General features: G+C 75.3%; 27 protein-coding genes and 1 pseudogene. 18 read left to right on the plus strand and 10 right to left on the minus strand.

What is annotated here, in order from left to right:
• The first annotated feature begins 11 nt into the window (after positions 1–11).
• The gene (gene efeU, locus AB0M03_RS15425; RefSeq protein ID WP_363491976.1) at positions 12–863 is read left to right on the plus strand and encodes an iron uptake transporter permease EfeU; all 852 of its coding nucleotides are present in this window, start codon (positions 12–14) and stop codon (positions 861–863) included.
• A 72-nt stretch (positions 864–935) separates the two neighbouring features.
• Here the strand turns inward: efeU and AB0M03_RS15430 are convergent, their stop codons facing one another.
• Positions 936–2,021, minus strand: a complete 1,086-nt coding sequence (locus tag AB0M03_RS15430; RefSeq protein ID WP_363492037.1) for a Zn-dependent alcohol dehydrogenase — start codon at positions 2,019–2,021, stop codon at positions 936–938.
• Positions 2,022–2,091: 70 nt separating this feature from the next.
• Entirely contained in the window at positions 2,092–3,510 is a 1,419-nt protein-coding gene (locus AB0M03_RS15435) for an aldehyde dehydrogenase family protein (protein WP_363491977.1), read from the minus strand.
• A 171-nt stretch (positions 3,511–3,681) separates the two neighbouring features.
• Between AB0M03_RS15435 and AB0M03_RS15440 the strand changes: the two genes are divergently transcribed.
• On the plus strand, positions 3,682–4,272 hold the full coding sequence (locus AB0M03_RS15440; RefSeq protein ID WP_363491978.1) for a helix-turn-helix domain-containing protein: 591 nt from the start codon (positions 3,682–3,684) through the stop codon (positions 4,270–4,272).
• A gap of 42 nt (positions 4,273–4,314) precedes the next feature.
• Here the strand turns inward: AB0M03_RS15440 and AB0M03_RS15445 are convergent, their stop codons facing one another.
• Complete coding sequence (locus tag AB0M03_RS15445) at positions 4,315–4,668, minus strand: VOC family protein (protein WP_363491979.1); 354 nt, start codon at positions 4,666–4,668, stop codon at positions 4,315–4,317.
• 158 nt (positions 4,669–4,826) lie between these two features.
• Between AB0M03_RS15445 and AB0M03_RS15450 the strand changes: the two genes are divergently transcribed.
• The 4 genes from AB0M03_RS15450 to AB0M03_RS15465 all read left to right on the plus strand — a co-directional run bounded on the left by AB0M03_RS15450 (position 4,827) and on the right by AB0M03_RS15465 (position 8,149).
• Entirely contained in the window at positions 4,827–5,906 is a 1,080-nt protein-coding gene (locus tag AB0M03_RS15450) for a 2-dehydropantoate 2-reductase (protein ID WP_363491980.1), read from the plus strand.
• Positions 5,907–5,953: 47 nt separating this feature from the next.
• On the plus strand, positions 5,954–6,397 hold the full coding sequence (locus AB0M03_RS15455; protein ID WP_363491981.1) for an Rrf2 family transcriptional regulator: 444 nt from the start codon (positions 5,954–5,956) through the stop codon (positions 6,395–6,397).
• 128 nt (positions 6,398–6,525) lie between these two features.
• Complete coding sequence (locus tag AB0M03_RS15460) at positions 6,526–7,716, plus strand: globin domain-containing protein (RefSeq protein ID WP_363491982.1); 1,191 nt, start codon at positions 6,526–6,528, stop codon at positions 7,714–7,716.
• Between the two features lie 295 nt (positions 7,717–8,011).
• Complete coding sequence (locus AB0M03_RS15465; RefSeq protein WP_363491983.1) at positions 8,012–8,149, plus strand: hypothetical protein; 138 nt, start codon at positions 8,012–8,014, stop codon at positions 8,147–8,149.
• Here the strand turns inward: AB0M03_RS15465 and AB0M03_RS15470 are convergent.
• Positions 8,110–9,198 (minus strand): annotated as a pseudogene (locus AB0M03_RS15470) (MFS transporter); the annotation flags it as partial. The gene AB0M03_RS15465 and the pseudogene AB0M03_RS15470 sit on opposite strands and share 40 nt — an antisense overlap.
• Before the next feature lie 231 nt (positions 9,199–9,429).
• Here AB0M03_RS15470 and AB0M03_RS15475 point away from each other — a divergent pair.
• On the plus strand, positions 9,430–9,870 hold the full coding sequence (locus tag AB0M03_RS15475; protein ID WP_363492038.1) for a MarR family winged helix-turn-helix transcriptional regulator: 441 nt from the start codon (positions 9,430–9,432) through the stop codon (positions 9,868–9,870).
• An 11-nt stretch (positions 9,871–9,881) separates the two neighbouring features.
• Positions 9,882–10,529, plus strand: a complete 648-nt coding sequence (locus AB0M03_RS15480; protein ID WP_363491984.1) for a LysE family translocator — start codon at positions 9,882–9,884, stop codon at positions 10,527–10,529.
• A gap of 21 nt (positions 10,530–10,550) precedes the next feature.
• Here the strand turns inward: AB0M03_RS15480 and AB0M03_RS15485 are convergent, their stop codons facing one another.
• Complete coding sequence (locus AB0M03_RS15485) at positions 10,551–10,910, minus strand: UBP-type zinc finger domain-containing protein (protein ID WP_363491985.1); 360 nt, start codon at positions 10,908–10,910, stop codon at positions 10,551–10,553.
• 135 nt (positions 10,911–11,045) lie between these two features.
• Between AB0M03_RS15485 and AB0M03_RS15490 the strand changes: the two genes are divergently transcribed.
• The 4 genes from AB0M03_RS15490 to AB0M03_RS15505 all read left to right on the plus strand — a co-directional run bounded on the left by AB0M03_RS15490 (position 11,046) and on the right by AB0M03_RS15505 (position 14,621).
• Positions 11,046–11,960, plus strand: coding sequence for a DUF2797 domain-containing protein (locus AB0M03_RS15490; RefSeq protein WP_363491986.1), 915 nt, complete (start codon positions 11,046–11,048; stop codon positions 11,958–11,960).
• Positions 11,961–12,064: 104 nt separating this feature from the next.
• Positions 12,065–12,904 (plus strand): alpha/beta fold hydrolase, encoded by an 840-nt coding sequence (locus AB0M03_RS15495; RefSeq protein ID WP_363491987.1) that lies wholly within the window; start codon positions 12,065–12,067, stop codon positions 12,902–12,904.
• A gap of 274 nt (positions 12,905–13,178) precedes the next feature.
• Positions 13,179–13,961, plus strand: a complete 783-nt coding sequence (locus tag AB0M03_RS15500; protein ID WP_363491988.1) for an SGNH/GDSL hydrolase family protein — start codon at positions 13,179–13,181, stop codon at positions 13,959–13,961.
• Between the two features lie 114 nt (positions 13,962–14,075).
• The gene (locus tag AB0M03_RS15505) at positions 14,076–14,621 is read left to right on the plus strand and encodes a ferritin-like domain-containing protein (protein ID WP_363491989.1); all 546 of its coding nucleotides are present in this window, start codon (positions 14,076–14,078) and stop codon (positions 14,619–14,621) included.
• A 66-nt stretch (positions 14,622–14,687) separates the two neighbouring features.
• Here the strand turns inward: AB0M03_RS15505 and AB0M03_RS15510 are convergent, their stop codons facing one another.
• Positions 14,688–14,951 carry a DUF2630 family protein gene (locus AB0M03_RS15510; RefSeq protein WP_363491991.1) on the minus strand — a complete coding sequence of 88 codons (264 nt, stop codon included), beginning with the start codon at positions 14,949–14,951 and terminating at the stop codon, positions 14,688–14,690.
• A gap of 213 nt (positions 14,952–15,164) precedes the next feature.
• Here AB0M03_RS15510 and AB0M03_RS15515 point away from each other — a divergent pair, with 213 nt between their 5' ends.
• Complete coding sequence (locus AB0M03_RS15515) at positions 15,165–15,554, plus strand: SCO5389 family protein (protein ID WP_363491992.1); 390 nt, start codon at positions 15,165–15,167, stop codon at positions 15,552–15,554.
• Between the two features lie 40 nt (positions 15,555–15,594).
• On the opposite strand, the gene AB0M03_RS15520 is transcribed toward AB0M03_RS15515, so the two are convergent.
• Positions 15,595–16,200 (minus strand): TIGR03086 family metal-binding protein, encoded by a 606-nt coding sequence (locus AB0M03_RS15520; RefSeq protein ID WP_363491993.1) that lies wholly within the window; start codon positions 16,198–16,200, stop codon positions 15,595–15,597.
• Between the two features lie 100 nt (positions 16,201–16,300).
• Between AB0M03_RS15520 and AB0M03_RS15525 the strand changes: the two genes are divergently transcribed.
• On the plus strand, positions 16,301–17,014 hold the full coding sequence (locus AB0M03_RS15525; protein ID WP_363491994.1) for an alpha/beta fold hydrolase: 714 nt from the start codon (positions 16,301–16,303) through the stop codon (positions 17,012–17,014).
• An 81-nt stretch (positions 17,015–17,095) separates the two neighbouring features.
• Positions 17,096–18,073 carry a carbohydrate kinase gene (locus AB0M03_RS15530; RefSeq protein WP_363491995.1) on the plus strand — a complete coding sequence of 326 codons (978 nt, stop codon included), beginning with the start codon at positions 17,096–17,098 and terminating at the stop codon, positions 18,071–18,073.
• 66 nt (positions 18,074–18,139) lie between these two features.
• Here the strand turns inward: AB0M03_RS15530 and AB0M03_RS15535 are convergent, their stop codons facing one another.
• Positions 18,140–18,706 carry a DJ-1/PfpI family protein gene (locus AB0M03_RS15535; RefSeq protein WP_030269460.1) on the minus strand — a complete coding sequence of 189 codons (567 nt, stop codon included), beginning with the start codon at positions 18,704–18,706 and terminating at the stop codon, positions 18,140–18,142.
• A gap of 272 nt (positions 18,707–18,978) precedes the next feature.
• Here AB0M03_RS15535 and AB0M03_RS15540 point away from each other — a divergent pair, with 272 nt between their 5' ends.
• The gene (locus tag AB0M03_RS15540) at positions 18,979–19,773 is read left to right on the plus strand and encodes a tyrosine-protein phosphatase (RefSeq protein ID WP_363491996.1); all 795 of its coding nucleotides are present in this window, start codon (positions 18,979–18,981) and stop codon (positions 19,771–19,773) included.
• Positions 19,774–19,800: 27 nt separating this feature from the next.
• Here the strand turns inward: AB0M03_RS15540 and AB0M03_RS15545 are convergent, their stop codons facing one another.
• Positions 19,801–20,793 (minus strand): PHP domain-containing protein, encoded by a 993-nt coding sequence (locus AB0M03_RS15545; protein WP_363491997.1) that lies wholly within the window; start codon positions 20,791–20,793, stop codon positions 19,801–19,803.
• 110 nt (positions 20,794–20,903) lie between these two features.
• Between AB0M03_RS15545 and AB0M03_RS15550 the strand changes: the two genes are divergently transcribed.
• Complete coding sequence (locus AB0M03_RS15550; RefSeq protein ID WP_363491998.1) at positions 20,904–21,806, plus strand: diiron oxygenase; 903 nt, start codon at positions 20,904–20,906, stop codon at positions 21,804–21,806.
• 69 nt (positions 21,807–21,875) lie between these two features.
• Here the strand turns inward: AB0M03_RS15550 and AB0M03_RS15555 are convergent, their stop codons facing one another.
• Positions 21,876–22,670: a VIT1/CCC1 transporter family protein gene (locus tag AB0M03_RS15555; protein ID WP_363492000.1), complete on the minus strand. Its 795-nt coding sequence runs from the start codon at positions 22,668–22,670 to the stop codon at positions 21,876–21,878.
• 144 nt (positions 22,671–22,814) lie between these two features.
• Between AB0M03_RS15555 and AB0M03_RS15560 the strand changes: the two genes are divergently transcribed.
• Positions 22,815–24,317, plus strand: coding sequence for an MFS transporter (locus AB0M03_RS15560; protein WP_363492001.1), 1,503 nt, complete (start codon positions 22,815–22,817; stop codon positions 24,315–24,317).
• Positions 24,318–24,350 lie beyond the last annotated feature (33 nt).

Genomic DNA, 24,350 nt, shown 5'->3' on the forward strand with positions numbered 1-24,350 from the left:
GGGAGTCCCCTGTGTTCGGCAACTACCTGATCGGTCTGCGGGAAGGCCTCGAAGCCAGCCTCGTGGTCTGCATCCTGATCGCCTATCTGGTCAAGACCGACCGCCGGGACCGCCTCGCGCCGGTCTGGATCGGCATCAGCGCGGCCGTCGTGCTGAGCATGGCCTTCGGTGCCGTGCTGCAGTACGGCTCGACGCAGCTGACCTTCGAGGCGCAGGAGGCGCTGGGCGGCAGCCTGTCGATCGTCGCGGTCGGCCTGGTCACCTGGATGGTCTTCTGGATGCGCCGCACCGCGCGGCACCTGAAGGCCGAGCTGCACGGCAAGCTGGACGCCGCGCTGGCGATGGGCACCTTCGCCCTGGTGGTGACGGCCTTCCTCGCGGTCGGCCGGGAGGGCCTGGAGACGGCGCTGTTCATCTGGACGGCCGTCCAGGCGACCAGCGACGGGGTGCGGCCGCTGGTCGGCGCGGTCCTCGGCCTGCTCACCTCGGTGGTGCTGGGCTGGATGTTCTACCGCGGCGCCCTGAAGATCAACCTCGCCAAGTTCTTCACCTGGACGGGTGCGATGCTGGTCGTGGTGGCGGCCGGCGTGCTCGCCTACGGGGTGCACGACCTGCAGGAGGCCGGCTGGGTCCCGGGCCTGACCAGCCAGGCCTTCGACATCTCCGGCACCGTTCCGAAGGACAGCTGGTACGGCACCCTGCTGAAGGGCGTGTTCAACTTCCAGCCGGATCCGACGGTGCTGCAGGTGGCGGTCTGGGCCGCCTACCTGGTGCCGACCCTGTTCCTCTTCCTGCGCGAGTCCGGCAGCACTGCGCCGAAGCCGGCCCCGGTCCCCTCGGCGGCCGAGAAGCCCGCGGCCTGAGGCTCCCGAACAACGCGGAAGGTCCCGCACCCTGCTGAGGGTGCGGGACCTTCCGCGTTGTGCCGGGTGGTCTCAGCGGTCGAAGACGACCAGGGAGCGGCCGCCGCGGCCGGCGGCCATCCGCTCGAAGGCCTCCGGGATGTCCTCCAGGCCGATCCGGTCGGTGATCAGCGCCTCCAGGTCGAGCCGCCCGGTCCGGACGTGGCCGGCGAGCTCCGGCACCGACTCGACCGGGTCGCAGTTGCCGTACACGCAGGCGGTGAGCGTCCTGGCGTAGTGGAAGAGCTCCAGTGCGGAGAAGGAGACCATGTCCTCCTTGCCGCCGATGCCGACCACGGTCGTCCGCCCGCCGCGCCGGGTCGCGGACCAGGCCGAGCGGATGGTGCTGCCGCGGCCGACGCACTCGAAGGCGTGGTCGGCGCCGCGGCCGCCGGTCAGTTCGCGGACCGCCTTCGGGGTGCTGTCGTCGGCGATCAGGAACTCGGTGGCGCCGTGCCGGCGGGCCAGTTCCTCCTTGTCCGGCGAGACGTCGACGGCGACCACCGGCGCGGCGCCGGCGATCCGGGCCGCCTGCAGGACGGCCAGGCCGATCCCGCCGAGCCCGTACACCACCACCGACTCCCCCACCCGCACCCGGGCCGCACTGTGCACGGCGCCGTAGCCGGTGAGGACGGCGCAGCCGAGCAGGGCCGCCGCGTCGAGCGGCACCCCGGCCGGCAGCGGCAGCACGGCCCGCTCGTGGACGACGGTCTCCTCGGCGAACGCGCCGACGCCCAGGCCCGGGTGGAGGCCGGTGCCGTCGGCCAGCGCGGCGTACAGGCCGGTGGAGGCCGTACCGGAGTTGTCGCACAGCCAGGGCTCGCCGATCGCACAGGACGGGCAGGCGCGGCAGGCGGGCGCCCAGTTGAGCACCACCGGATCGCCGGGTGCCACGGCGGTGACGCCCTCGCCGACCGCGAGGACGGTGCCGGCGCCTTCGTGGCCGAGCACCAGGGGGAGGGTGGCGCGCAGTTTGCCGCGCGTCAGCGACAGGTCGGAGTGGCAGACGCCGGCGGCGGCGAGCCGGACGCGGACCTGGCCGGGGCCGGGGTCGGGCAGGTCGATCTCGGTGATCTCGAGCGGGGCCCCGGCGGAGTGCAGGACGGCGGCGCGGACCATGGCGGTCACCTCGGTGTCTTCGGGTGCGGGCGGGGTGGCGTAGGCGGGGCCGTACGGGGGTGCGGCCGGTTCAGAACTGGAGGGACTTGGTCTGCAGGAACTCCTCCAGGCCGTGCCGTCCGAGTTCGCGGCCGACGCCGGAGTTCTTCCAGCCGCCGAAGGGGGCGAGCGGGTTGAAGCGGCCGCCGTTGATGTCGACCTGGCCGGTGTCCATACGGCGGGCGAAGGCGGCGGCACTGTCGTCGTCGGCCGCCCAGACGGCGCCCGCCAGGCCGTACTCGGTGCCGTTGGCGATCTCCAGGGCGTGCTCCTCGTCGTCGTACGGCAGGACCACGAGGACGGGGCCGAAGATCTCCTCCTGGGCGGCGGTGGCGTCCGGCGGGAGGTCGGCGAGGACGGTCGGGCGGACGTAGTAGCCCTGCTCCAGTCCGTCGGGCTGCTCGGGGCCGCCGGCGACCAGGCGGGCGCCGTCCTCCAGGGCGCCCTCGATGTAGCCGCGGACGCGCTCGCGCTGGCGGGCGCTGACCAGCGGACCGACCCGGGTGGCGGGGTCGGCCGGGTCGCCCGGGGCGTACTTGCCGGCCGAGGCGGCTGCGATGGCCAGGGCCTCCTCGTACTGGTCGCGGTGGACCAGCAGGCGGGTCCAGGCGGTGCAGGTCTGGCCGGAGTTGGCGAAGACGTTGGCCAGGTTGACGTTGACCGCGCGGGCCAGGTCGGCGCCGGGCAGGACGACGCTGGCGGACTTGCCGCCGAGTTCCAGGGAGAGCTTCTTGATGCCGCGTCCGGCGCTCTCGCCGATGGCCCGGCCGACGGCGGTGGAGCCGGTGAAGGAGACCACGTCCACGCCGGGGTGGGCGGCGAGCGCGGCACCGACCACCGTGCCGAGGCCGGTCACCAGGTTGAACACGCCGGGCGGCAGGCCGGCGCCGTCGACGATCCGGGCGAACAGCCGGGCGATCAGCGGCGTCTCCTCGGAGGGCTTGAGAACGACGGTGCAGCCCGCCGCGAGCGCCGGGACGACCTTGGCGACGATCAGGTGCAGCGGGTAGTTCCACGGCGTGATGGCGGCGACCACGCCGGCGGGCTCGGCGTAGACGGTGGAGTTGCCGACCTTCTCGTGGAAGGCGTAGTCGGCCAGCACGTCGAGGTAGGCGGAGGCGACGGCGATCGGAGTGCCGGCCTGGACGGCGTCGGCGAAGCCGATCGGGGTGCCGAGTTCGGCGGTGACGGTCTCGGCGATCTCGGTGCGGTGGGCGACGAGGCCGTCGCGGAGCCGGGTGAGGGCGGCGAGCCGCTCCTCGCGGCCGGCGGCGGCCCAGCCGGGGGCGGCGGCGCGGGCCGCGGCGACGGCCTCGTCGACCTCGGCGGGGGTACCGGCCGGGACGGTGGCGATGGGGCGCTCGGTCGCCGGGTCGATCACCTCGATGGTGTCCGGCCCGGCGGCGGGCCGCCAGGTGCCGCCGATGTAGTGGTCCGCGTACTGGTGCACCCGATGCTCCTCGGTGTCCGCTCCCGCATTTAACTAGCAGTGATAGTTAAATGCGGGAGGGCCCGGCCGCGCAAGACCGCGGAGCGGGTACGGCACCGCCCGCCGCCCGAAGTGACGCCCGGGCCCGAGGACCGCCTCCGGGTCGGCCCGCCGCCTGTAGGGTTGGGGCACATGAGTGATCGAACAGTCCTCGCCGACCCGGCCTCCCGCAGGTCCGCGGCCCGGGAGCGACTGCTCGACACCGCCGCGGAACTCTTCTACGCGGAAGGCATCCAGGCCGTCGGCGTCGACCGCCTGATCGCCGAGGCCGGCATCACCAAGGCCACCTTCTACCGGCACTTCCCCGGCAAGGACGAACTCGTCCTCGCCTACCTCCGACGACGCGACCAGCACGTCCGGGCCCGGCTGGCGGACGCCGCGGCAGCGGCCGGCGACCCGCGCACCGTCCTGGCCGTGCTCGTCGAGGCGCTGGCCGAGGAGGTCTGCGGCCCCGGGTTCCGCGGATGCCCGTTCATCAACGCCGCCGCGGAGTACCCGGACGCCGGCCACCCCGTCCGCCGCCTGGTCGCCGACCACCGGCAGTGGTTCCGCGACGCCCTCGCCGAACTCCTCGGCGCCTGCGGCCATCCCGACCCGGCCGTCGGCGCCGACGCACTCCTCCTGCTCCGCGACGGCGCGATGGTCGCCGGTTACCTCGACGGCGCCGGGACCCGCAACCGCATCGCCCGGACCGCCGCCGCCCTCATCGGCCCCCTGCCCTGAACCGGGAGGCCGTCAAGTCCCGTTCGGCGGCGCGGTTCAGGTTCAGGCGGGCCGCCACAGCTCGATCCGGCTGCCCTCGGGATCGGTGACCCGGCCGAACCGGCCGACGCCCTCCATGTCCTGGGTGTCCTCGGCCACGTCCGCGCCCTTGGCGCGCAGTTGCGCGAGCATCGCATCCAGGTCGCGGACCCGGAAGTCGAGCATGGTCTGCTGGGTGCGGGACGCGAAGTGGTCCGTCCCGGAGTCGAACGTCGCGAACACCGTCGGCCCGGCCTCCTGACGCCACAGGCCGTTCCCGTCGGCGTCCAGGCCCAGGCAGTCGCGGTACCAGGCGCTCAGGGCCGCGGGGTCGGCGGCGCGCATGAAGTACCCGCCGATTCCAAGCACACGTTCCATGCCGTCGTCCCGGCAGGACGCCGGCCGGGCAGACCCGCACCGCGCCAAGGCCCCTTGCGACCGACCCGCACTGTCCGGGGGCCTCACACCCCTCGCGGAGGCGGGGCCGGACGATCTAGGGTGCTCGGCACCTGTCCGTCCGTACGCCGCCCCGGAGGATGACCGCCGTGACGTCCGACCTGCCCGCCCCGCCGTCCGACCGGCTGCGGATCGCCGTCCTCGGAGCCGGCAGCATCGGCTGCCACCTCGGGGGCCTGCTCGCCGAGGTCGCCGAGGTGACCCTGATCGGGCGCCCGGCAGCCATGGAGGCGGTGCGGGCCGACGGCCTGACCCTCACCGGCGGCGGCCGTCCCACGATCCGGGTGCCCGCCGGAGGGCTCCGCGCGGAGACCGACCCGGCGGCCGCCGGCGGCGCCGATCTGGTGCTGGTCACGGTGAAGTCGGCGGCCACCGCCGAGGCCGCCGCCTCCGTCGCGCCCCATCTCGGCCCGGCGACCCCGCTGGTCAGTTTCCAGAACGGCCTGCACAATCCGGCGGCGATCAGGGAGGCCGTCGGCCCGGAGCACCCGGTGGTCGCCGGTATGGTCCCGTACAACGTGCTGCAGAAGGCGCCCGGTGTCTTCCACCAGGGTTCCGGCGGTGCACTGATGATCGACGACCAGCCGGCCGGGGCGGCCCTGGCCGAGGCCGCGCGGGCGGCCGGGCTGGCCGTGGAGCGCCGCGCGGACATGCGCGAGGTGCAGTACGGCAAGCTGCTGATGAACCTCAACAACGCGGTCAACGCGCTGTCCGGCCTGCCGCTGCGCGAGGAGCTCGGACAGCGGGCCTACCGCCGCTGCCTGGCGCTGTGCCAGCGCGAGGCGCTCGCCGCGATGCGCGCGGACGGGGTGCGTCCGGCGCGGCTGGGCGCCCTGCCGACGGCGCTGATGCCCCGTCTGCTGGCCCTGCCGGACGGCGTGTTCCGGCGGCTGGCCGCGGCGGCGCTGCAGGTGGACGCCGAGGCCCGCTCGTCCACCTGGGAGGACCTGCAGCGCGGGCGGCGGACGGAGATCGACAGCCTGCAGGGCGAGGTGGTCGCGATGGCCGCCCGGCACGGCTTGGCGGCACCGGCCAACACCCGGCTGATCGAGCTCGTCCGGCAGGCGGAGGCCGCCGGGCCCGGCGGCGGCCGCAGCTGGTCCGGCCCCGAGCTGCTCGCCCGTCTGCAGGCCGCCCCACCTGCACGGATGCCGCAATAGGCACCCCAAATACGAGTCCAGGATTCGCATTAGATAGTCTGCTGTGCGTGAGGTTGACCAAGAGCACCGACATCGCGCTCCGCATCGCCATGCGGCTGGCCGTGCTGGACGAGGAGTCCAACCCGACCACCCGCGAGGTGGCGGCCGCGATGGACGTGCCCTACACCCACGCGGCCAAGGTGGTGAGCCGTCTGCAGCGCCTCGGCGTGGTGGAGGCGCGGCGCGGCCGCAGCGGCGGCCTGGCCCTCACCCCGGCCGGCCGCACCGGTTCGCTCGGCGCCCTGCTGCGCGAGCTGGAGGGTGTCGGTGACGTCGTGGGCTGCGAGGACGATCCGCCGTGCCCGCTCCGGGCGGCCTGCCGGCTGCGCGGTGCGCTCCGCCAGGCACAGGAGGCGTTCTTCGCGGTGCTCGACCCGCTGTCGGTCGACGACCTGGTCGCCTCGCCGACCGGCCCGGTACTGCTCGGCCTGTCGGTCCGCCCGCCGGACTGACAGCCGGGCCGCCCCGGACCGGACCCGTCCCACCCCGCCCCACCCCCGGCCCGTCCGCCGGACCCGGCACCCGCCCTGTTCCCGTCCAGCAAAATACGAAGATCAAATACCAATTAAGGGAGCCCTCCATGCTGTCCCCGCAGAACGCCCCGGTCGTCGAAGCCACCCTGCCGGTCGTCGGCGCCGCCGTCGGCGACATCACCGCACGCTTCTACGAGCGGCTGTTCGAGGCCCACCCGGAGCTGCTGCGCGACCTGTTCAACCGCGGCAACCAGGCGAACGGCACCCAGCGCCAGGCCCTGGCCGGCTCGATCGCCGCCTTCGCCTCCGCCCTGGTCGCCCACCCCGAGCAGCGGCCGGACGCGATGCTCGCCCGGATCGCCCACAAGCACGCCTCGCTGGGCGTCGCCCCGGAGCAGTACCCGGTGGTCCACGAGCACCTGTTCGCGGCGATCGTCGAGGTGCTCGGCGAGGCGGTGACCCCCGAGGTCGCAGCGGCCTGGGACGAGGTCTACTGGCTGATGGCGAACGCGCTGATCGCGCTGGAGAAGGGCCTGTACACCGAGGTCGGCACCGGCCCGGAGGCGCTGTGGCGCCAGTACACCGTGGTGGCGCGACTGCTGGAGACCGACGACGTGGCGACCTTCCTCGTCCGCCCGGCCGACGGCGGCCCGCTGCCGGCCACCTCGCCCGGCCAGTACGTCTCGGTACAGGTGGAACTCCCGGACGGCGCCCACCAGATCCGCCAGTACAGCCTCTCCGGGCAGCCCGACGGCGCACTGCAGTTCTCGGTGAAGCGGGTGGACGACACCCCGGCCGGCGAGGTCTCCAACCACCTGCACGCGCACATCGGCGCGGGCGACACCCTGCTGCTGAGCCCGCCGTTCGGCGACGTGACGCTGGCCGAGGGCGACGGCCCGGTGCTGCTGGCCTCCGCGGGCATCGGCTGCACCCCGATGATCGGGATGCTGTCGCACCTGGCGGCCACCGCCTCCACCCGGCGGGTGGTCTCGGTCCACGGCGACCGCGACCAGCTGGCCCACGCCTTCCGCGCGGACCTGCAGCAGCTGACCGCGAAGCTGGCGGACGCCGAGGCGCACGTCTTCTACGAGCGGCCGGTCGGCGAGTGGCCCGCCGAGCGCACCGGGCTGGTCGACCTGTCGACCGTGGAGATCCCCGCCGGCACCACCGCCTACCTGTGCGGCCCGCTGCCCTTCCTGCGCTCGGTGCGCGGGCAGCTGATCGCGGCGGGCGTGCGCCCGGCCGACATCCACTACGAGGTGTTCGGCCCCGACCTGTGGCTGGGCGCCGACGCCTGACGACCGGTCGCCGGTCCCCACCCACGCCGTACGGGCCGCCCCACCGCGGGGCGGCCCGTACGTCTGCCGACTGCCGGCTACCGGCTGCCGGCTCAGGCGCGGACGGCAGGCTCGGCGGCGGGCTCGTCGCCGGGGGCGGGGGCGGGGGCGGAGGCGGGGGCGGGGGCTGCGGCCGCCCCCGCCCGGGACGGCCAGGGTGACCAGGGCGGCCAGGACGGCGGTGCCCAGACCGATCGTCAGACCGGTCTTGAACCCCGCCTCGGAGGGCAGCACCGCGGGACCCATCCGCACGGTCATGTGCGAGAGCACCACACCGACCACGGCGGCCGAGGTCGAGGTGCCGATCGAGCGCATCAGGCTGTTGAGCCCGTTCGCGGCGGCGGTCTCGGAGGCCGGCACCGCGGACATGATCAGCGCGGGCATCGCCGCGTAGGCGAAGGCCACACCGGCGCCGATCACGCTGGAGAACAGCACCATGCCCCACACGTGCCCGGTCAGCCCGAGCGAGAGCGCGTACCCGGCCGCGATCACCAGCGAGCCGACCAGCAGCGACACCTTGGGGCCGCGGGCGGCCGACAGCCGGGCGGAGAACGGCGAGACGGCCATCATCACCAGGCCGGACGGCGCCATGCACAGGCCCGCGACCACCATGGACCGGCCCAGGCCGTAGCCGGTCCGCTCCGGCAGCTGGAGCAGCTGCGGGACGATCAGCGACATCGCGTACATCGCGAAGCCGATCACCACCGAAGCGATGTTGGTCATCAGCACCTGGCGGCGGGCGGTGGTGCGCAGGTCGACCAGCGGGCTGCCGGAGCGCAGCTCCCAGACGCCCCAGAGCAGCAGCACCGCAGCGGCGGTGCCGAACAGGCCGAGGGTGGTGCCGCTCGCCCAGCCCCAGTCGCCGCCCTTGGAGACGGCGAGCAGCAGGCAGAGCAGGCCGACGGACAGGCCGACCGCGCCGACCGGGTCGAAGCGGCCGCCGGAGCGCACCGGGGACTCCGGCACGAAGGCCGCGACCAGGGCGATCACCACCGCACCGAGCGCGCCGGAGGCCCAGAACAGCACGTGCCAGTCGGCGTGCTGGGCGACGACGGCGGCCAGCGGCAGGCCGAGCGCGCCGCCGATGCCGAGCGAGGAGCTGACCAGGGCCATCGCCGAGCCCATCCGCTGCGGCGGCAGTTCGTCGCGCATGATGCTGATGCCGAGCGGGATGACGGCCGCCGCACAGCCCTGCAGGGCGCGGCCGACCACCATCGGGACGAGGCCGCCGGCCAGCGCCGGGACGAGGGACCCGAGCACCATCAGGGCGAGGCTGGCGAGCAGGATGCGGCGCTTGCCGTACATGTCGCCGAGCCGGCCGAGCACGGGGGTGGCGACGGCACCGGCGAGCAGGGTGGCGGTGATCGCCCAGGAGGCGTTCGCGGGCGTGGTGCCCAGCAGTTCCGGCAGGTCCGGGATGAGCGGGACGACGAGCGTGTTCATCAGCGAGACGGCGATGCCGGCGCCGGCGAGGACGCCGATGATCGCGCCGCCGCCGGCACGTGCGGAGGGAGGTGTGCTCAAGGGGGCTCCAAGTCACGGGGTGCGATATGCATCATACACATGATGTGCATGATACATATGCGATTGACTTGGAGCCGGAGGGATCACCGGCGGCGGACCGACGAGGAGGACGTTGTGCACGAGGAACTCGGCGACCTCGAACGTGAACTGATGCTGATCGGACGCCACCAGGCGATGGCCGCACTGCGCTCCGACCCCGGCGGCCGCCTGGAGCGCAGCGCGTACACCCTGCTCAGCCGGATCGAGGCCGAGGGCCCGATGACCATCGGTCAGCTCGCGGACGCCTTCGGCCTGGACACCTCCACGGTCAACCGGCAGACCGCGGCGATGCTCCGTCAGAACCTCGTCGAGCGCATCCCGGACCCGGCCGGCGGCATCGCCCGCAAACTGCGCATCACCGAGGAGGGCCTGCGCCGGCTGCACCACGACCGCGAGTGGTCGCTGAACGGCCTCGCCTCCGTCCTGGCGGACTGGCCGCAGGACGAGGTCGCCGCCCTCGCCCGACTGCTCACCCGGCTCAACCGCAGCATCGAGGGCAAGGAGGGCCGCAGTTGGCCCCGCCCCGGCGACCCGGGAACGGCCGACCGATAGGCTCACCGGGCATGGACAACGCCACCGCCCTCTGGTCCTTCGCCGTCCTGGTCGGCCTGCTGACCCTCACCCCCGGCCTCGACACCGCCCTCATCCTGCGCACCGCCGTCCTCGGCCGCCGCCGGCGCGCCTGGGGCGTCGTCCTCGGCATCCAGACCGGCACCCTCGCCTGGGGCGTCCTCGCCTCCGCCGGCGCCACCGCCGTCCTGACCGCCTCCCACCTGGCGTACGAGGTGCTGCGCTGGGCCGGCGCGGCCTACCTGCTGTGGATGGGCGGGCGCATGATCCGCAACTCCTGGCGGCGCCGACCCGACGGGCGCCCCGCCGAAGCGGGCGACCCGGCGGACGCCGGCGAACGCGACCACTTCGGCGCCGGCTGGCGGCGCGGCGCACTCACCAACCTGCTCAATCCCAAGGTCGGCGTGTTCTACATGGCGCTGCTGCCGCAGTTCGTCCCGCCGGGCGCACCGCACCTGGCCTTCGGCACGCTGCTCACCTGCGAGCACATCGTGCTCGGCACGCTCTGGTCCGCCGTGCTGGTGGGCTTCGCCCGGGTCGTCCGGCGGTGGCTCGCCGGGGAGACCGCCAAGCGCGTCCTCGACCGGATCACCGGCGGCGTGGTCGCCCTCTTCGGCCTGCGGCTCGCCCTCGGCGACTGAACCGCCCAGGCCCTCCCGGGGCTAGTGCAGCCTGCTCTGCCAGTCCGCGGGCACCCTCCCGGACGGGCCCGGCGAGGGCTGCGCGTCCGGCCGGGAGAGTGGCGGGGCCAGGGCCGGCCCGGTGTAGTACTCGCCGGTCTCGGCGTTCCAGAGCCAGTCCTCACCCGGTTCGAAGCTGGCCAGGAACGGGTGCCCGCTCTCCCGGGCGTGCCGGGTGGCGTGCTGGGACGGCGAGGAGTCGCAGCAGCCGATGTGTCCGCACTCGGCGCAGCGCCGAAGGTGCAGCCACCAGCCGGCGTCCTGCCCGGCGAGGCACTCCGCGCACCCCTCGCCGCTCGGCACCGCCGACGGGTCGATCCCGGGAATCCGCTGCTCCGCCATGACAGGGCCTCCTTCGTACGTCCCCCTGGCGACCGTACGCCCGCCGCACCTCCGGGGACACCCGCACCCACGGCCGGGGTCGGATTGTCGGCGCCGTCTGGTGGGATGGGTGCGGGAGCCGAGGAGGTCGCGAACGTGGACGGGCAGGCGGGCTGGCGCTGCACCGGGTTGGACTGGCGGGACGGGCAGGCGGTGCTGGGGGCGGTGCGCAGCGGCCGGCGGCACGAGCGGGTGGTGGCGGCGGGCACGGCGGTGAGCTGGCGGCTGCACGGGCCGCGGTACTGCTCGGGCCCGTGGCTGGCCGGCGAGGCCGACCGCAGACCCTGCCCGCACCGGGCGGAGATCGAGCCGTCGACGGGGGCGGTGCTGTGCGTGCCCTGCCAGGCGGTCGACCGCGGGCTGGCGCTCGCGCGCGACCGGATCCTGGACGACGGCAGAACGTACCTGCTCTACCTGGCCTGGTTCGGCGGCGATCTCGCCAAGGTCGGGCTGACGGCGGAGCAGCGCGGCCGGGCCCGGCTGCTGGAGCAGGGGGCTCCGGTGTTCACGGTGGTCGCGCGGGGCCCGCTGCCGGCCGTCCGCCGGGCCGAGTTGACGGTGGCCGGGGCGGGGCTGGCCCGCGAGCGCTTCGGGGTGCGGGCGAAGGCCGAGCAGTGGTGGCACCTGCCGGGGCCCGAGGAGCGGGCGGCGCGGGTGGCGGAGCTGCGGGCAGCGGTACTGGGGGTGCTGGCGGGGCATCCGGTGGAGCTGTTCCCGCAGGGCGAGGTGGTGGACCAGGTCGGGCTGTTCGGGCTGTCGGCCGGGCCGCCGCCGGTGTACCGGGAGGTGGTGGGGCTGGCGGACGGCGCCACGGTGGGCGGCACGCTGCTGGCGCCGGTCGGGCGGCAGTTGTTCCTGGAGCAGCCGGACGGCGGTGAGCCGCTGCTGCTGGACGCCCGCCGGCTGACCGGCTGGGGGCTGTCCCCGGCGCCGTCGGGGCCGTGCAGCGGGGTGGAGCTGCGCCGCCGCCGCCGTCCGCCCGCGCCGGACGCGCAGCGGGCGCTGTTCTGACGTCGTTTCCGCTCTGCCCGACACCGGCGCCGCCAGGGGCTTGCCGGGGTGGCTACCGGTCGGTAATCCTTGCTGACATTCCGTCCAGCAGAGGAGTGCTCCGCATGCCCGCCGAGGTCACCTTCGCCCTGCCTTCTCCGTACGGCCCGCGCACCACCACGGTGCGCTACCACCGGGAGGGCACCGGCAGCCCGCTCCTGCTGCTGCACGGCATCGGCCACCACTGGCAGGCCTGGGAGCCGGTGCTGCCCGCGCTCACCGCCCGGCACGAGGTGATCGCCGTCGACCTGCCCGGGTTCGGCACCTCGCCGGCGCTGCCGGACGGCGTCCCGTACGACCTGCCGGCCGTGGTGCCCGCCATCGGCGCCCTCTGCGCCGCGCTCGGCGTCGAGCGGCCGCACGTGGCGGGCAACTCGCTGGGCGGCCTGCTCGCCCTCGGCCTCGGCCGGGCCGGCCTGGCCCGCTCGGTCACCGCCCTCTCCCCCGCCGGGTTCTGGACGGAGCCCGAGCGCCGGTACGCCTTCGCCGTCCTGGCCGGCATGCGGCTCGGCGCCCGGGCGCTGCCGCAGCCCGCCGTCGAACGGCTGGCACGGTCCACGGCCGGCCGCGCCCTGCTGGTGAGCAGCATCTACGCCCGGCCGGGCCGCCGCTCCGCCGCGGGCGCGATCGGCGAGACCCGGGCTCTGCGGGAGGCCACCGGCTTCGCGCCGACGCTCGCCGCCGGCCGCCGGGTGCGCTTCACCGGTGACGTCCCGGGCGTGCCGGTGACCATCGGCTGGGGTACCCGGGACCGCCTGCTGGTGCGCCGCCAGGGCGTCCGGGCGCTGCGCGAGATCCCCGGCGCCCGGCTGGTACGGCTGCCCGGCTGCGGGCACGTGCCGATGAGCGACGACCCGGCCCTGGTCGGCCGGGTCATCCTGGACGGCTGCGCCGCAGCGGCCTGAGCCCCGGCCGCGAGGAGCGGAGCCCCGCCCCGAGCCGAAGGGCCCGCCGGTGCCGAAAGGAAGGAGCGCGGGAGCGCAGCGACGGAGCGACGACCGTCGGCACCGGATCAGGAGGGCCCGGAGGCGAGCGGGCGACAAACAGAGCGACGACCGTCGGCACCGGATCAGGAGGGCCCGGAGGCGAGCGGGCGACGATCAGGGTGGCAAAGATCACGCTCCGCAACGGCCCACCTACGGTGGCGTAGGTCACTTCACAGAGTGAAACATCAACCCCATGCCTGATCTACTGGAGCCCTCTGACCCCACTTCCTACGCCGCCCTCGGCGACAGCTTCACCGAGGGCCTCAACGACCCCGGCCCGGACGGCCGCTACGCGGGCTGGGCGGACCGCCTCGCCGGGATGCTCGCCGAGCGGCGCCCCGACCGCGAGTTCCGGTACGCCAACCTCGCCGTCCGCGGCCGCCTGCTCGACCAGATCACGGCCGAGCAGGTGCCCGAGGTCCGGCGCATCCAGCCCGACCTGGTGACCTTCTGCGCCGGCGGAAACGACATCCTGCGCCCGGGCAGCGACCCCGACGAGGTCGCCGAGCGCTTCGAGGCGGCCGTGGTGGAGCTGGCCCGCAACGCCGGCACCGTGCTGGTCTGCACCGGCTTCGACACCCGCAACGTTCCGGTGCTGCGCCACCTGCGCGGCAAGATCGCCACCTACAACGGACACCTGCGGGCGGTGGCCGACCGCAACGGCTGCGCCGTCGCCGACCTGTGGTCGCTGCGCTCGGTGCACGACCGCCGCGCCTGGAGCGACGACCGGCTGCACCTCTCCCCCGAGGGCCACCAGCGGGTCGCCCTGCTGGCCGCCCGCTCGCTCGGCCTCCCGGTCGAGCAGGACCCGGAGGCGCCCTGGCCGACGCAGCCCGAGCCGACCCCGGCCGAGCAGCGCCGGGAGAACCTCCAGTGGGCCCGGGCCTACCTGATCCCGTGGGTCGGCCGCCGCCTGCGCGGCGAGTCCTCCGGCGACCACATCGAGGCCAAGCGCCCCGAGCTGCTGCCGCTCTGAGCCCGGACTCCGGCCGGCGTCCCCCGTCCGGGGCGCCGGCCCCGGTTTCCCCTCGCGGCCGTCCGGCATACCGTCGGTCATGACGGGGACCGCCCGCGCACAGGAGGCACCGCCATGGCCGACAGCTTCGCCGTCGACGTGACCCGCATCAGCCGCGAGGCGCACCGCACGATGGCCGCCGAGCCGGGCACCGCGCCGCGGCTGGACGAGGAGCGGGCGATCAGCGTCCTCAACGACGTGGTCGCCACCGAGGTCGTCGGCTGGCTGCGCTACACCCGGGACGCACTCGCCGCCGGGGGCGGCGGGAAGCAGGCCGTCCGGGCGGCGGCCCTGCTGAACGCGCACGCCGAGCAGGGCATGCGGCACGCCGTCGCGGTGGCCGAGCGGATCGCGGCCCTCGGCGGCCGGCCCAACTTCGACCCGAACACCCTCGCCCAGCGGGCCCACACCGACTACTCGGTGCCCGCCGACTCGGCGCTCACCGCCACCCTCGCCCGCAATCTGCGGGCCGAGCGGATCGTCGTCGCCACCTACCGCGACATCGCGGAGTGGTTCGGCGAGCGGGACACCGAGAGCCGCGCGCTGATGGAGTCGCTCGCGGCCGACGTGCAGCGCAATGCCGCGGCGCTGGAGGCGCTGCTCGGCGCCCGCGGGGAGTGACCGCGCCCCACGCGTGATCGCCGCGGGCGTGATCACCCGTGACACCACGGGCGGTCGCCGCCCTGCTCAGGACTCGTAGCGCTCGACTTCCTCGATGCTGCGCACCGCGGCGAGGTCGGGGTCGTCCCCGGCGTCGACCCGTGCCCGGCGCTGCCTGAGCAGGTCCCAGCACTGGTCGAGCTCCGCTTCCAGTTCGCGCAGCCGCTGCTGCTCGCTGTCCGGGTCGATCCGCCCCTCGGCCAGCATCGTCCGCAGTTCCCGTTCGGCCGCGACCATCTCGCCGATCCGGTCCAGGATGCGCCGGTCGGCGCCACTCGTGTGCTCTTCCACCGGGACACCTCCTCGCCCCAAGCCTAGGAACGGCCGGTGCGGCGCGCGACCCGGCCCCCGTTCGGCCGACACCGGGGTTGACAGCTCGTCAGGGCCTCATCAGGATGGGCTTGCTGGAAATGACTTTCACTTTCAAGACTGGCCCGGGTGCGCCTCCTTGCGCCCGGGCATCCCCTTGCGTCCACCGCTTCCGCGATCAGAAGGAGCTCCGCCATGTCCCTGAACGTCCCCGCCGCCCTGCTGGAGAAGGCCGAGCACGGCGACGTCGAGGAGGCCGCGTTCGTCGAGACCGTCCGCGACTCGCTGCCCTACGCGTACCGGCTGGTCGCCCGGCTGAGCGGCGAACTCGACGACTCCCCCGAGGAGTTCGCCGACAACACGGTCGCCCCGAGCGACGCGGAGCGCGGCCAGCTGCTGCGGGCCATGGCCAGCGACGCCATCCGCGGCAGCCTGGAGCGGCACTTCGGGGTGAAGCTGGCCTTCCAGAACTGCCACCGGGTCGCGGCCTTCCGGCCCGGCGCCGAGACCGGCGAGGCCTACGCCCGCTTCACCTCGCCCCGGGCGCAGCTGCTCAACCAGGTGCCCGGCCTGCGCAGCTGCTGACCGGCGTCGGCCGCGGGCGCCCGGCGCGGGCCCGGCGGCCTCAGCCTCCGGCGTGCAGCGGGTCGGCGGGGTCGCGGCCGGTCAGGCCCAGCACCTTGGTCTGGGCGTCGGCGTCCGCCGGCACCGGCACGGGCGGCCCGAACACGCCGGACGAGGCCAGGCCGTCCGCGTAGGGGGCCACCTCGGCGAACGCGAAGTCGGCGGCGGCCGGGTCCATGGCCCGGTCCGCACCGACGCCGACGGCCAGGTCCCAGGAGTGGACGATCGCGTCGACCGTCATCTCCCGGCAGTAGCCCAGCACCGGGCGCTCGCCGTACGAGAGGTGGACGGTGCGCTCCAGGACGCCCGGTGCGGCGAAGGCCGCCCGGGAGGCCTCGGCGGCCGCCGTCCACGCGGCGACCGGGTCGTCGCCGAGCACGTCGCCGTCGAACCGGTCGCCGATCTCCGCGACCGTGCGGCCCTCGAGCAGCGGGGGCACCCACAGGTGCTCGGCGGTCAGGTGGTTGACCAGGTCGCGCACGGTCCACTCGGTGCACGGGGTCGGGTCCTGCCAGAGACCGCCCTCGGCCGCCCGGCGGACGTGCCAGCCGAAGGTGTCCTGCGCCGCGGCGAACAGGGTGCGCACGGTGTCGGGTTGCACTGCCATGCCTCCACCCTTCACCCGATCGGACGGCCCGGCACCCCGGGCGGCGCCACCCGGGGCCGAGGGCCGGAACCGCGCCCGCCCGGGCGGCGTCGCCCCCGCCATGGACCGCTTCCGCCTCGACGCCGACGGCGAGGACCTCGCCGCCCTCGCCCTGCCGCCCACCGCGCCCGCCACCGGGCTGACCGCCGTCGCCCTGCACGGCGCCGGCAGCAGCGACAGCAGCCGGCTGGTCCCGCTGCTGGGCGACCTCGCCGGACACGGCTGCCGGGCGCTCGCGCTGGACTTCTCCGGGCACGGCGCGAGCACCGGCCGTCTCGCCGAGCTGTCGCTGGAGCGGCGGGTGCGGCAGGCCGCCGCCCTGATCGACCGGCACACCGACGGCGGGGAGCTGGTGCTGATCGGCTTCAGCATGAGCGGCCAGACCGTCGCCGACCTGGCCGCCCGGTACGGCGCGCGGGTGCGGGCCGTCGGCCTGTGCGCGCCGGCGGTGTACGCCCGGCAGGCCTGGCCGGTGCCGTTCGGCGCGGGCTTCACCGGGATCATCCGGCGGCCCGGCAGCTGGCGGGACTCCCCCGCGCTCACCGCACTGCGCGGCTTCACCGGCCGCTCGGTGCTGGCCGTCCCCGCCCTGGACGAGGTGATCCCGCCCGAGGTCACCACGGCCGTCGGCGAGGCCCTGGCGACCCGATCCGCCCTGACCCGCCTGGTCTGGCCGGAGGCCGTCCACCAGCTCGGCCGGTGGCTCGGCGAACACCCGGCGCAGCGGCGGCGGTTCACGACCGCGCTGCTGGCCGGCGGATCGGCCGCCGGCTGAGGGCAGGCCCTGCGGCGGCGGGCTCCGGGGCGGTCGGCGCACGGCGGCCGCGGCGGCGGGCATGATGGACGGCGATCACCCGTGCCCGTCCAGGAGGTCCCCGAAGTGCCGCACAGCCCGGTCCGCGTCACCGTCATCGGCGAGTGCGTCGCCGACGCGTTCACCGACGCCGCCCGCAGCGGGCCCGGCGAGCTGGCGCTGCGGGTGCACCCGGGCGGCGGTCCGGCGAACACCGCGGTCGCGCTGGCCCGGCTGGGCACCCCGGTGGCGTTCCGCGGACGGCTCGCGGACGACGTCTTCGGGCGGCTGTTCCGCGCTCAGCTGGCCGGCTCGGGGGTGGACCTGTCGGGCTGTGCGGCGGCGGCCGAGCCCAGCACGCTGGCCGTGGCGGAGCTGGACGTCGAGGGCCGGGCGAGCTTCTCCTTCCACGCCGAGGGCACCGCGGACTGGCAGTGGACGGAGGCCGAGTTGGGGTCCGTGCCGCCGGGCGGCGCGGACGGCCCGGCCTGTGTGCACACCGGTTCGCTGGCGCTGGCCCGCGACCCCGGCGGCCCGGCGATCGAGGCGTACCTGGCCGCCGCGAGGGCCACGGCGACGGTGTCGATCGATCCCAATGTCCGTCCGCTGCTGGTCGATCCGGCCGTCTACCGGGAGCGGCTGCCGCGCTGGTGCGCGCTGGCGGACATCCTGCGGCTGAGCTCGGACGACGTCGGCCACCTGTTCCCCGGCGCCGCCGTGGAGGCGGTGTGCGACCGGTTCCACGCGGACGGCGTGCCGCTGGTGGTGGTGACGCTCGGCGCCGACGGCGTGCTGGCCTCGCTGCGCGGCGAGCGGATCGCGGTGCCCGCGCGGCCGGTCGAGGTGGTGGACACGGTGGGCGCCGGCGACGCGTTCACCGCCGGGCTGCTGCACAGCCTCGGCGGGCGGGGCCTGCTCGGCGGGCGGCCGGACGCGCTGACGCCGGACGCGGTCGCCGGGGCGTGCCGGTTCGCGACCGGGGTGGCGGCGCTGACCTGTGCCGTGGCCGGCCCCAACCCGCCCTGGGCGGAGCAGCTCTGACACGGCGGCGGCCCGCCGGCTCGAGGCCGGCGGGCCGCGCTGCTCGCCCGTCGGGGGCGCACCGTGCTACTCGACCGGCGCCTTCTCGCGCAGCACCTCGACGAAGGCGCGCATCCACGCCGGATGGTCGGGCCAGGCGCGGGCGGAGACCACCACGCCGTCGACCACGGCCTCGCCGTCGACGAAGTCGGCGCCCCCGGCTGCGACGTCCGGCTCCAGCGCGGGGTAGGCGGCGGTGGTACGGCCGTTGAGGGTGCCGCCGACCAGGGTGATCAGCGGGCCGTGGCAGATCTGCGCGACCGGCTTGTCCTCCTGGAAGAAGTGTGCGGCGATGCGCTGCACGTCGGCGTTGTTGCGCAGGTACTCGGGGGCGCGGCCGCCGGGGATCACCAGGGCCACGTAGTCGGCCGGGTCGACGTCGGCGACGGCGACGTCCGCGGGCCAGGTGTAGCCCGGCTTCTCGGTGTAGGTGTCGAAGCCGTCCACGAAGTCGTGCACCACGAACTGCAGCGTCTTCTTGGCGGGCGCGGCGATGTGCACCTCGTACCCCTCCTCGCGCAGCCGCTGGTAGGGGTAGAACACCTCCAGCGACTCCGCCGCGTCACCGGTGACGATCAGGATCTTGGCTGCCATGTCCGGCGGTCCGTCCCTTCCTCCGCCCACCCTGTGTGAGCCCCGACACACACTGCCGCCTGGCGGTCCGCCGGGCAATGCGGCGCGCGAGGCACGGGCGGCGCGCGCCCGGTGCGCCGCCGTGCGCCTCCCCTGCGCCCTCCCGCTCCGGCACGGGCGGAGCCGCCCGGGCCCGTATCCGCGCTCCAACGCCCGACGGCCGTGCTCCGCGAGCGGCCGGTCACCGCAGGGCCTACCGTGCAGATGAGTCGCGTCCCTGCCTGGAGGTAGCCATGCAGTGCTCCCGGACCGTGGACTCCAGCACCGTCGCCAACCTGCGCGATCTCGGTGGGATCGCGGTTGCCGGGGGCGCCCGGATCCGACCGGGGCTGGCGTTCCGCTCCGGCCAGCTGGACCGCCTGGACGTCCCCTCCGATCCCGCCTTCGCCGCACTCGGCGTGCGCACCGTCGTCGACCTGCGCACCGAGCGGGAACGGGCCGCCCGCCCCGACCGGATGCCGGGCGGTGCGCACCTGCTGGTCGCCGACGTCATGGCCGACCCGGCGGGCACCGGCACCGCCGCCCGGCTGGCCGCCGCCTTCGCCGACCCCCTGCTCGCCAACCGCGAGTTCCGGGCCGGCGGGGCGGCCCGTGCGCTGGCCGCGGACTACCGCGCCTTCGTCACCGCCGAGTCCGCCCGGCAGGCGTACCGGCAGCTGCTCACCGCACTCGCCCACAGGGACGGCGGGCCCGTCCTCTTCCACTGCACCGCGGGCAAGGACCGCACCGGCTGGGGCGCGGCACTCGTCCTGCTGCTGCTCGGCGCGGACGAGCGGACGGTCGCCGCCGAGTACCTGTCGGTGGGTGCGGCGGTGCAGGCGGCCTTCGCCCCGCTGATCGAGGCGTTCGCCGCGGGCGGCGGCGACCCGGAGATCGCGGACGCGGTGTTCGGGGTACGGACCGCCTACCTGGAGGCCGCCCTGCAGGCGGTCACGGACGGCTGGGGCGACGTGGAGAGCTACGCCCGCGCGGGCCTGGGCATCAAGGACGAGACCCTCGACCACCTGCGGGAACGACTGACCGCCTGAAACCGCGGCCGCGCCCCCGCCGGCTGCCTAGGCAGCGGTCCAGGCGAGGAGGTCGTCGGCCGGGCGGGTGTTGACGATGCGGTCCGGGCCGATCCCGGCCGCGGCGGCCCGTGCGCAGCCGTACGCCTGCCAGTCGAGCTGGCCGGGGGCGTGGGCGTCGCTGTCGACGGTGAAGACGCAGCCGGTCTCGATCGCGAGGTGGATCAGCCCGGTGGGCGGGTCGCGGCGGTCGGGACGGCTGTTGATCTCGACGGCGGTGCCGGACTCGGCGCAGGCGGCGAAGACGGCCTCGGCGTCGAACTGCGACTCGGGGCGGGGCCGGCCGCCGACCCGGCGGCCGGTGCAGTGACCGAGGACGTCGACCAGCGGGTTGCGGACGGCGGCGAGCAGGCGGCGGGTCATCGGGGCGCGCTCCATCCGCAGTCTGGAGTGGACGGAGGCGACCACCAAATCGAGTTCGGCGAGCAGGTCGTCCTCCTGGTCGAGGCTCCCGTCGTCGAGGATGTCGCACTCGATGCCGGTGAGCAGCCGGAACGGCGCCAGTTCGCGGTTGAGTGCGGCGACGACCTCCAGTTGCTCGCGGAGGCGGTCGGCGCTGAGGCCGTTCGCCACGGTGAGGCGGGGCGAGTGGTCGGTGAGGACGGCCCACTCGTGACCGAGGTCGCGGGCGGTGCGGGCCATCAGCTCGATCGGGCTGCCGCCGTCGGACCAGTCGGAGTGCAGGTGGCAGTCGCCCTTGAGGGCGGCGCGCAGTTCGTCGGCGCCCTCGGCGAGCGGTCCGGCGCGTTCCTCGAGTTCGGCGAGGTAGCCGGGGACGCGTCCGGCCGAGGCCTCGGCGATGACCCGGGCGGTCTTCGGGCCGACCCCGGGCAGCCTGGCGGCGCGGGCGGCGTCCACCGGCCCGCCGGGCAGTGTGCGGGCGGCGTCCGCCGCGGTGCGGAAGGCCTTCACCCGGTACGGGGAGGCGTCCTCGCGCTCCAGCAGGAAGGCGATGCGCTCCAAGGCCGCGACTGGCTCCATGGGGTCAGTGTCCCCGGAGCGGCCGCGGCCCGCGCGCGACCCCTTGTTGACACGCCGTCTAACTGGTTCACTGCTCCCGTTGGTGCCCCCGACCCCCACCGGAGCCGACCATGCGAGAGACCGCCGCCCGCCCCGAGGACCGCGAGCGGAACGCCGCCCGGCTGCTGCGCGCCTCCGCCCGGCACTCCCACGATCCGCTGACCGAGATCGACTGGGACCAGCACGTCGACCCCGACCACTTCGCACTGCCGCAGCACCGGGTCGCCCTCTACGGCACGCCGCTGTGGGAGTCGCTCACGCCGCGGCAGCGGGCGCAGCTGAGCGTCCACCAGCTCGCCTCGGCGACCGCGGCCGGCATCTGGTTCGAGCTGGTGCTCATGGAGGGCCTGATCCGGCACGTGTACGAGAGCGACCTGACCACCCGGCACGCCCAGTACGCGCTCACCGAGGTCGCCGACGAGTGCCGGCACTCCACCATGTTCGCCCGGTACATCACGGCGACCGGATACCCGTCGGCGCGGCCGACCGCGAAGGCGCACCGGCGCGGCAAGTTCCACTTCCTGCTGAACGACACCGCGATGACCTTCGCCGGGGCGGTCTTCGTGGAGGAGTTCACCGACGCGATGCAGCGCGAGATGGTCCGCGACGAGTCGCTGCAGCCGCTGGCCCGCGAGGTGGCGCGCATCCACGTGATCGAGGAGGCCCGGCACATCGGCTACGCCAAGCCGGAGCTGGAGCGGCTCTGGGCGGGGATGGGTGCGCCGCGGCGGGCGGTGTTCCGGCGCGGCCTGCTGGTGATGGCCCGGCTCGCGGTGGCGGAGCTCGTCCACCCGCGGGTCTACGCCCTCGCCGGGCTGGACGTCGCCGAGGCCAGGCGGGCCGCCGCCGCCAACCCGCACTGGCAGCAGGCCCGCACGGACTGGGCCCGCAAGGCCATGGTGTTCTTCGCCGACCTCGGCATCGTCGACCACCGGACGGCCCCGCGCTGGCGCCGCGCCGGCCTGCTGGAGTAGCGCGGGAGCATCAGGGCTCGGACTGCGCACCCCCGGAGCGACCACCCGAGCGCCCTCGAAGACAGCTCCTCACCCCACGGCGTCGCCGGCCAGGGTGCCGAGGCCGTAGGTGACGGCGGATGCCGCGGCGACGATCAGGAGCTGCCGCAGCGCGGTGAGCACGGCGCTGCGGCCGGAGCCGAGCCCGAGGGCGGCACCGACGGCCAGGGAGGCGAGGGCGGTCACCACCGCGGAGGCGGTCACCGCAGCGCCGCCCTCGGTGACGAACCACGGCACCAGCGGCACGAGGGCGCCGACGGCGAAGAGCAGCAGCGAGCTGACCGCGGCGACGGCCGGCGAGCCGGCGTCCTGGACGCTGACGCCGAACAGGATGCGCAGGCTGGTCGGCCGGGCCGTCCGGCCGGCCGACACGACGCCGCGGGTGGCCCGGACGGCGGTCTCCGCGTCGAGGCCGCGCTCGCGCAGGCTGCGCGCCAGGTGGGCCATCACGACCGGAGGGGAGTGCCGCCAGGCCTCCCGGAGGGTGTTCTCCATGCCCTGCGCGACCTCGCGCTGGCCGCGCACCGACACCCATTCACCGGCGGCCATCGAGAGCGCCCCGGCGACCAGGCTGGCCAGTCCGGACAGCCGGACCGTCGCGGCGTCCACGGCGGCGCCGGCGATGCCGAGGATGAAGCAGAGGTTGGTGACCAGCCCGTCGTTGACGCCGAGGACGGCGGCCCGGATGCCGCCGCCGGCGACCCGGCCCGCGGTGCGGCCGATCGCGGCGAGCTCCGCCTCGGCGGCCTCGTCGTCGCGGTCGGTCCGGGTTTCCGGGTCCCAGCCCGGTGCGATGCGGGCCCAGTCGGGGCCGGGGGCTGACATGCGCCCAGACTAGGGCGGATCCGACACATCGCGTCGGATCGGCGTGCGGGGTCGGGGTGCGTGCACCGGAGGACGGCGCTCGTCCGGTACGGGCATCCGGCCGGCGGGGTGCGCCCGGGGCCCGGTGCGGGGGACGATCGGAGGATGAGCGGCAACGAGGCGGCACTGGCGATCCGGATGGGCTCGGCACGGGCGCGCTGGGTGCTGCTGGCGACGGTGCTCGGCTCCGGCATGGCGATGCTGGACGGCACCGTGGTCAATGTGGCCCTGCCGCGGATCGGCGAGGATCTGGACGCCTCGCTCGAGGCCCTCCAGTGGACGGTCAACTCCTATCTGCTGACGCTGGCCGCGCTGATCCTGCTCGGCGGCTCGCTGGGCGACCGGTACGGGCGGCGGCGGGTGTTCCTGATCGGCGTCGCCTGGTTCGCGGCGGCGTCGGCGGCGTGCGCGGCCGCGCCGACGATCGAGGTGCTGATCGCGGCCCGCGCCCTGCAGGGCATCGGCGGGGCGCTGCTGACGCCGGGGTCGCTCGCCATGCTGCAGGCGGTGTTCCACCCGGACGACCGGGGTGCCGCGGTGGGTGCCTGGTCCGGGCTGGGCGGCGTCGCGGCGGCGGTCGGCCCGTTCCTCGGCGGCTGGCTGGTCGACGGGCCGGGCTGGCGGTGGATCTTCCTGCTGAACGTGCCCGTCGCCGTCGTGGTGATCGCGGTGTCGGCCCGGCACGTGCCGGAGACCCTGGACCCGGACCGCTCCGGGCGGTTCGACGTGCTGGGCGCGGTGCTCGCCGCCCTGGCGCTCGGCGGCGTGACGTACGCGCTGACCGAGACCGGCAGCACCTTCGCGCCGGTCGCCGGGCTGCTGGGCGTGCTGTTCGGGGTGGCGTTCGTGCTGGTGGAGCGGCGGACGCCGGAGCCGATGCTGCCGCTGGGGCTGTTCTCCTCCCGGCTGTTCACCTCGGTCAACCTGGTGACGCTGTGCGTGTACGGCGCCTTCAGCGGGATCTTCCTGCTGCTGACCGTGCAGCTGCAGGTGGTGTCGGGCTTCAGCCCGCTGGCCGCCGGTGTGGCGCTGGTGCCGATCACCGTGCTGATGCTGGCGTTCTCCAGCCGGGCCGGGCGCCTCGGCCGGGCGATCGGGCCGCGGCTGCCGCTGTTCCTCGGCCCGATGATCTGCGCGGCCGGTGTGCTGCTGATGCTGCGGATCGGCCCGGACGCCTCGTACTGGACGGACGTGCTGCCCGCGGTGACGGTGCTGGGCTGCGGGATGACGCTGCTGGTGGCGCCGCTGACCGCGACCGTGCTGGCCGCGGTGGACGTCCGGCGGGCCGGGATCGCCAGCGGGGTGAACAACGCGGCGGCCCGCGCGGCCGGGCTGCTCGCGGTGGCCGCCCTGCCCGCACTCGCCGGGCTGAGCGGCGACGCCTACCGCGTCCCCGCGGAGGTCGACGACGCCTTCGCGACGGCGATGCTGATCTGCGCGGGCCTGCTCGCCGCGGGCGGCCTGCTGGCGCTGGCCACCGTCCGCAGCGACGCCCTGGAGCCGGAACGGGAGGTCGCCGAGCCGAACTGCACCTGGCGCTGCGACACCACCACCCCGCCCATGGACCCGGGCCACCCGCGAACCGCACCGAAGTCCGACAGCACATGAGGGATCGCACGAGGGGCGCGGGGAACCGCGAAG

It is taken from the genome of Kitasatospora sp. NPDC051914 (assembly GCF_040680995.1).
Classification (GTDB): domain Bacteria; phylum Actinomycetota; class Actinomycetes; order Streptomycetales; family Streptomycetaceae; genus Kitasatospora.

What these genes read in the sequence shown, in the direction of transcription:
- AB0M03_RS15430 (WP_363492037.1), bottom strand. Translation starts at nt 2,021, where the DNA reads ATGGTCCGCGCCGCCGTCCTGCACTCCGCCGGGGCCCCGCTCGAGATC.
- AB0M03_RS15440 (WP_363491978.1), top strand. Translation starts at nt 3,682, where the DNA reads ATGAGTGATCGAACAGTCCTCGCCGACCCGGCCTCCCGCAGGTCCGCG.
- AB0M03_RS15445 (WP_363491979.1), bottom strand. Translation starts at nt 4,668, where the DNA reads ATGGAACGTGTGCTTGGAATCGGCGGGTACTTCATGCGCGCCGCCGAC.
- AB0M03_RS15450 (WP_363491980.1), top strand. Translation starts at nt 4,827, where the DNA reads ATGACCGCCGTGACGTCCGACCTGCCCGCCCCGCCGTCCGACCGGCTG.
- AB0M03_RS15460 (WP_363491982.1), top strand. Translation starts at nt 6,526, where the DNA reads ATGCTGTCCCCGCAGAACGCCCCGGTCGTCGAAGCCACCCTGCCGGTC.
- AB0M03_RS15465 (WP_363491983.1), top strand. Translation starts at nt 8,012, where the DNA reads ATGTGCGAGAGCACCACACCGACCACGGCGGCCGAGGTCGAGGTGCCG.
- AB0M03_RS15475 (WP_363492038.1), top strand. Translation starts at nt 9,430, where the DNA reads ATGCTGATCGGACGCCACCAGGCGATGGCCGCACTGCGCTCCGACCCC.
- AB0M03_RS15480 (WP_363491984.1), top strand. Translation starts at nt 9,882, where the DNA reads ATGGACAACGCCACCGCCCTCTGGTCCTTCGCCGTCCTGGTCGGCCTG.
- AB0M03_RS15485 (WP_363491985.1), bottom strand. Translation starts at nt 10,910, where the DNA reads ATGGCGGAGCAGCGGATTCCCGGGATCGACCCGTCGGCGGTGCCGAGC.
- AB0M03_RS15495 (WP_363491987.1), top strand. Translation starts at nt 12,065, where the DNA reads ATGCCCGCCGAGGTCACCTTCGCCCTGCCTTCTCCGTACGGCCCGCGC.
- AB0M03_RS15500 (WP_363491988.1), top strand. Translation starts at nt 13,179, where the DNA reads ATGCCTGATCTACTGGAGCCCTCTGACCCCACTTCCTACGCCGCCCTC.
- AB0M03_RS15505 (WP_363491989.1), top strand. Translation starts at nt 14,076, where the DNA reads ATGGCCGACAGCTTCGCCGTCGACGTGACCCGCATCAGCCGCGAGGCG.
- AB0M03_RS15515 (WP_363491992.1), top strand. Translation starts at nt 15,165, where the DNA reads ATGTCCCTGAACGTCCCCGCCGCCCTGCTGGAGAAGGCCGAGCACGGC.
- AB0M03_RS15520 (WP_363491993.1), bottom strand. Translation starts at nt 16,200, where the DNA reads ATGGCAGTGCAACCCGACACCGTGCGCACCCTGTTCGCCGCGGCGCAG.
- AB0M03_RS15525 (WP_363491994.1), top strand. Translation starts at nt 16,301, where the DNA reads ATGGACCGCTTCCGCCTCGACGCCGACGGCGAGGACCTCGCCGCCCTC.
- AB0M03_RS15535 (WP_030269460.1), bottom strand. Translation starts at nt 18,706, where the DNA reads ATGGCAGCCAAGATCCTGATCGTCACCGGTGACGCGGCGGAGTCGCTG.
- AB0M03_RS15540 (WP_363491996.1), top strand. Translation starts at nt 18,979, where the DNA reads ATGCAGTGCTCCCGGACCGTGGACTCCAGCACCGTCGCCAACCTGCGC.
- AB0M03_RS15545 (WP_363491997.1), bottom strand. Translation starts at nt 20,793, where the DNA reads ATGGAGCCAGTCGCGGCCTTGGAGCGCATCGCCTTCCTGCTGGAGCGC.
- AB0M03_RS15550 (WP_363491998.1), top strand. Translation starts at nt 20,904, where the DNA reads ATGCGAGAGACCGCCGCCCGCCCCGAGGACCGCGAGCGGAACGCCGCC.
- AB0M03_RS15555 (WP_363492000.1), bottom strand. Translation starts at nt 22,670, where the DNA reads ATGTCAGCCCCCGGCCCCGACTGGGCCCGCATCGCACCGGGCTGGGAC.
- AB0M03_RS15560 (WP_363492001.1), top strand. Translation starts at nt 22,815, where the DNA reads ATGAGCGGCAACGAGGCGGCACTGGCGATCCGGATGGGCTCGGCACGG.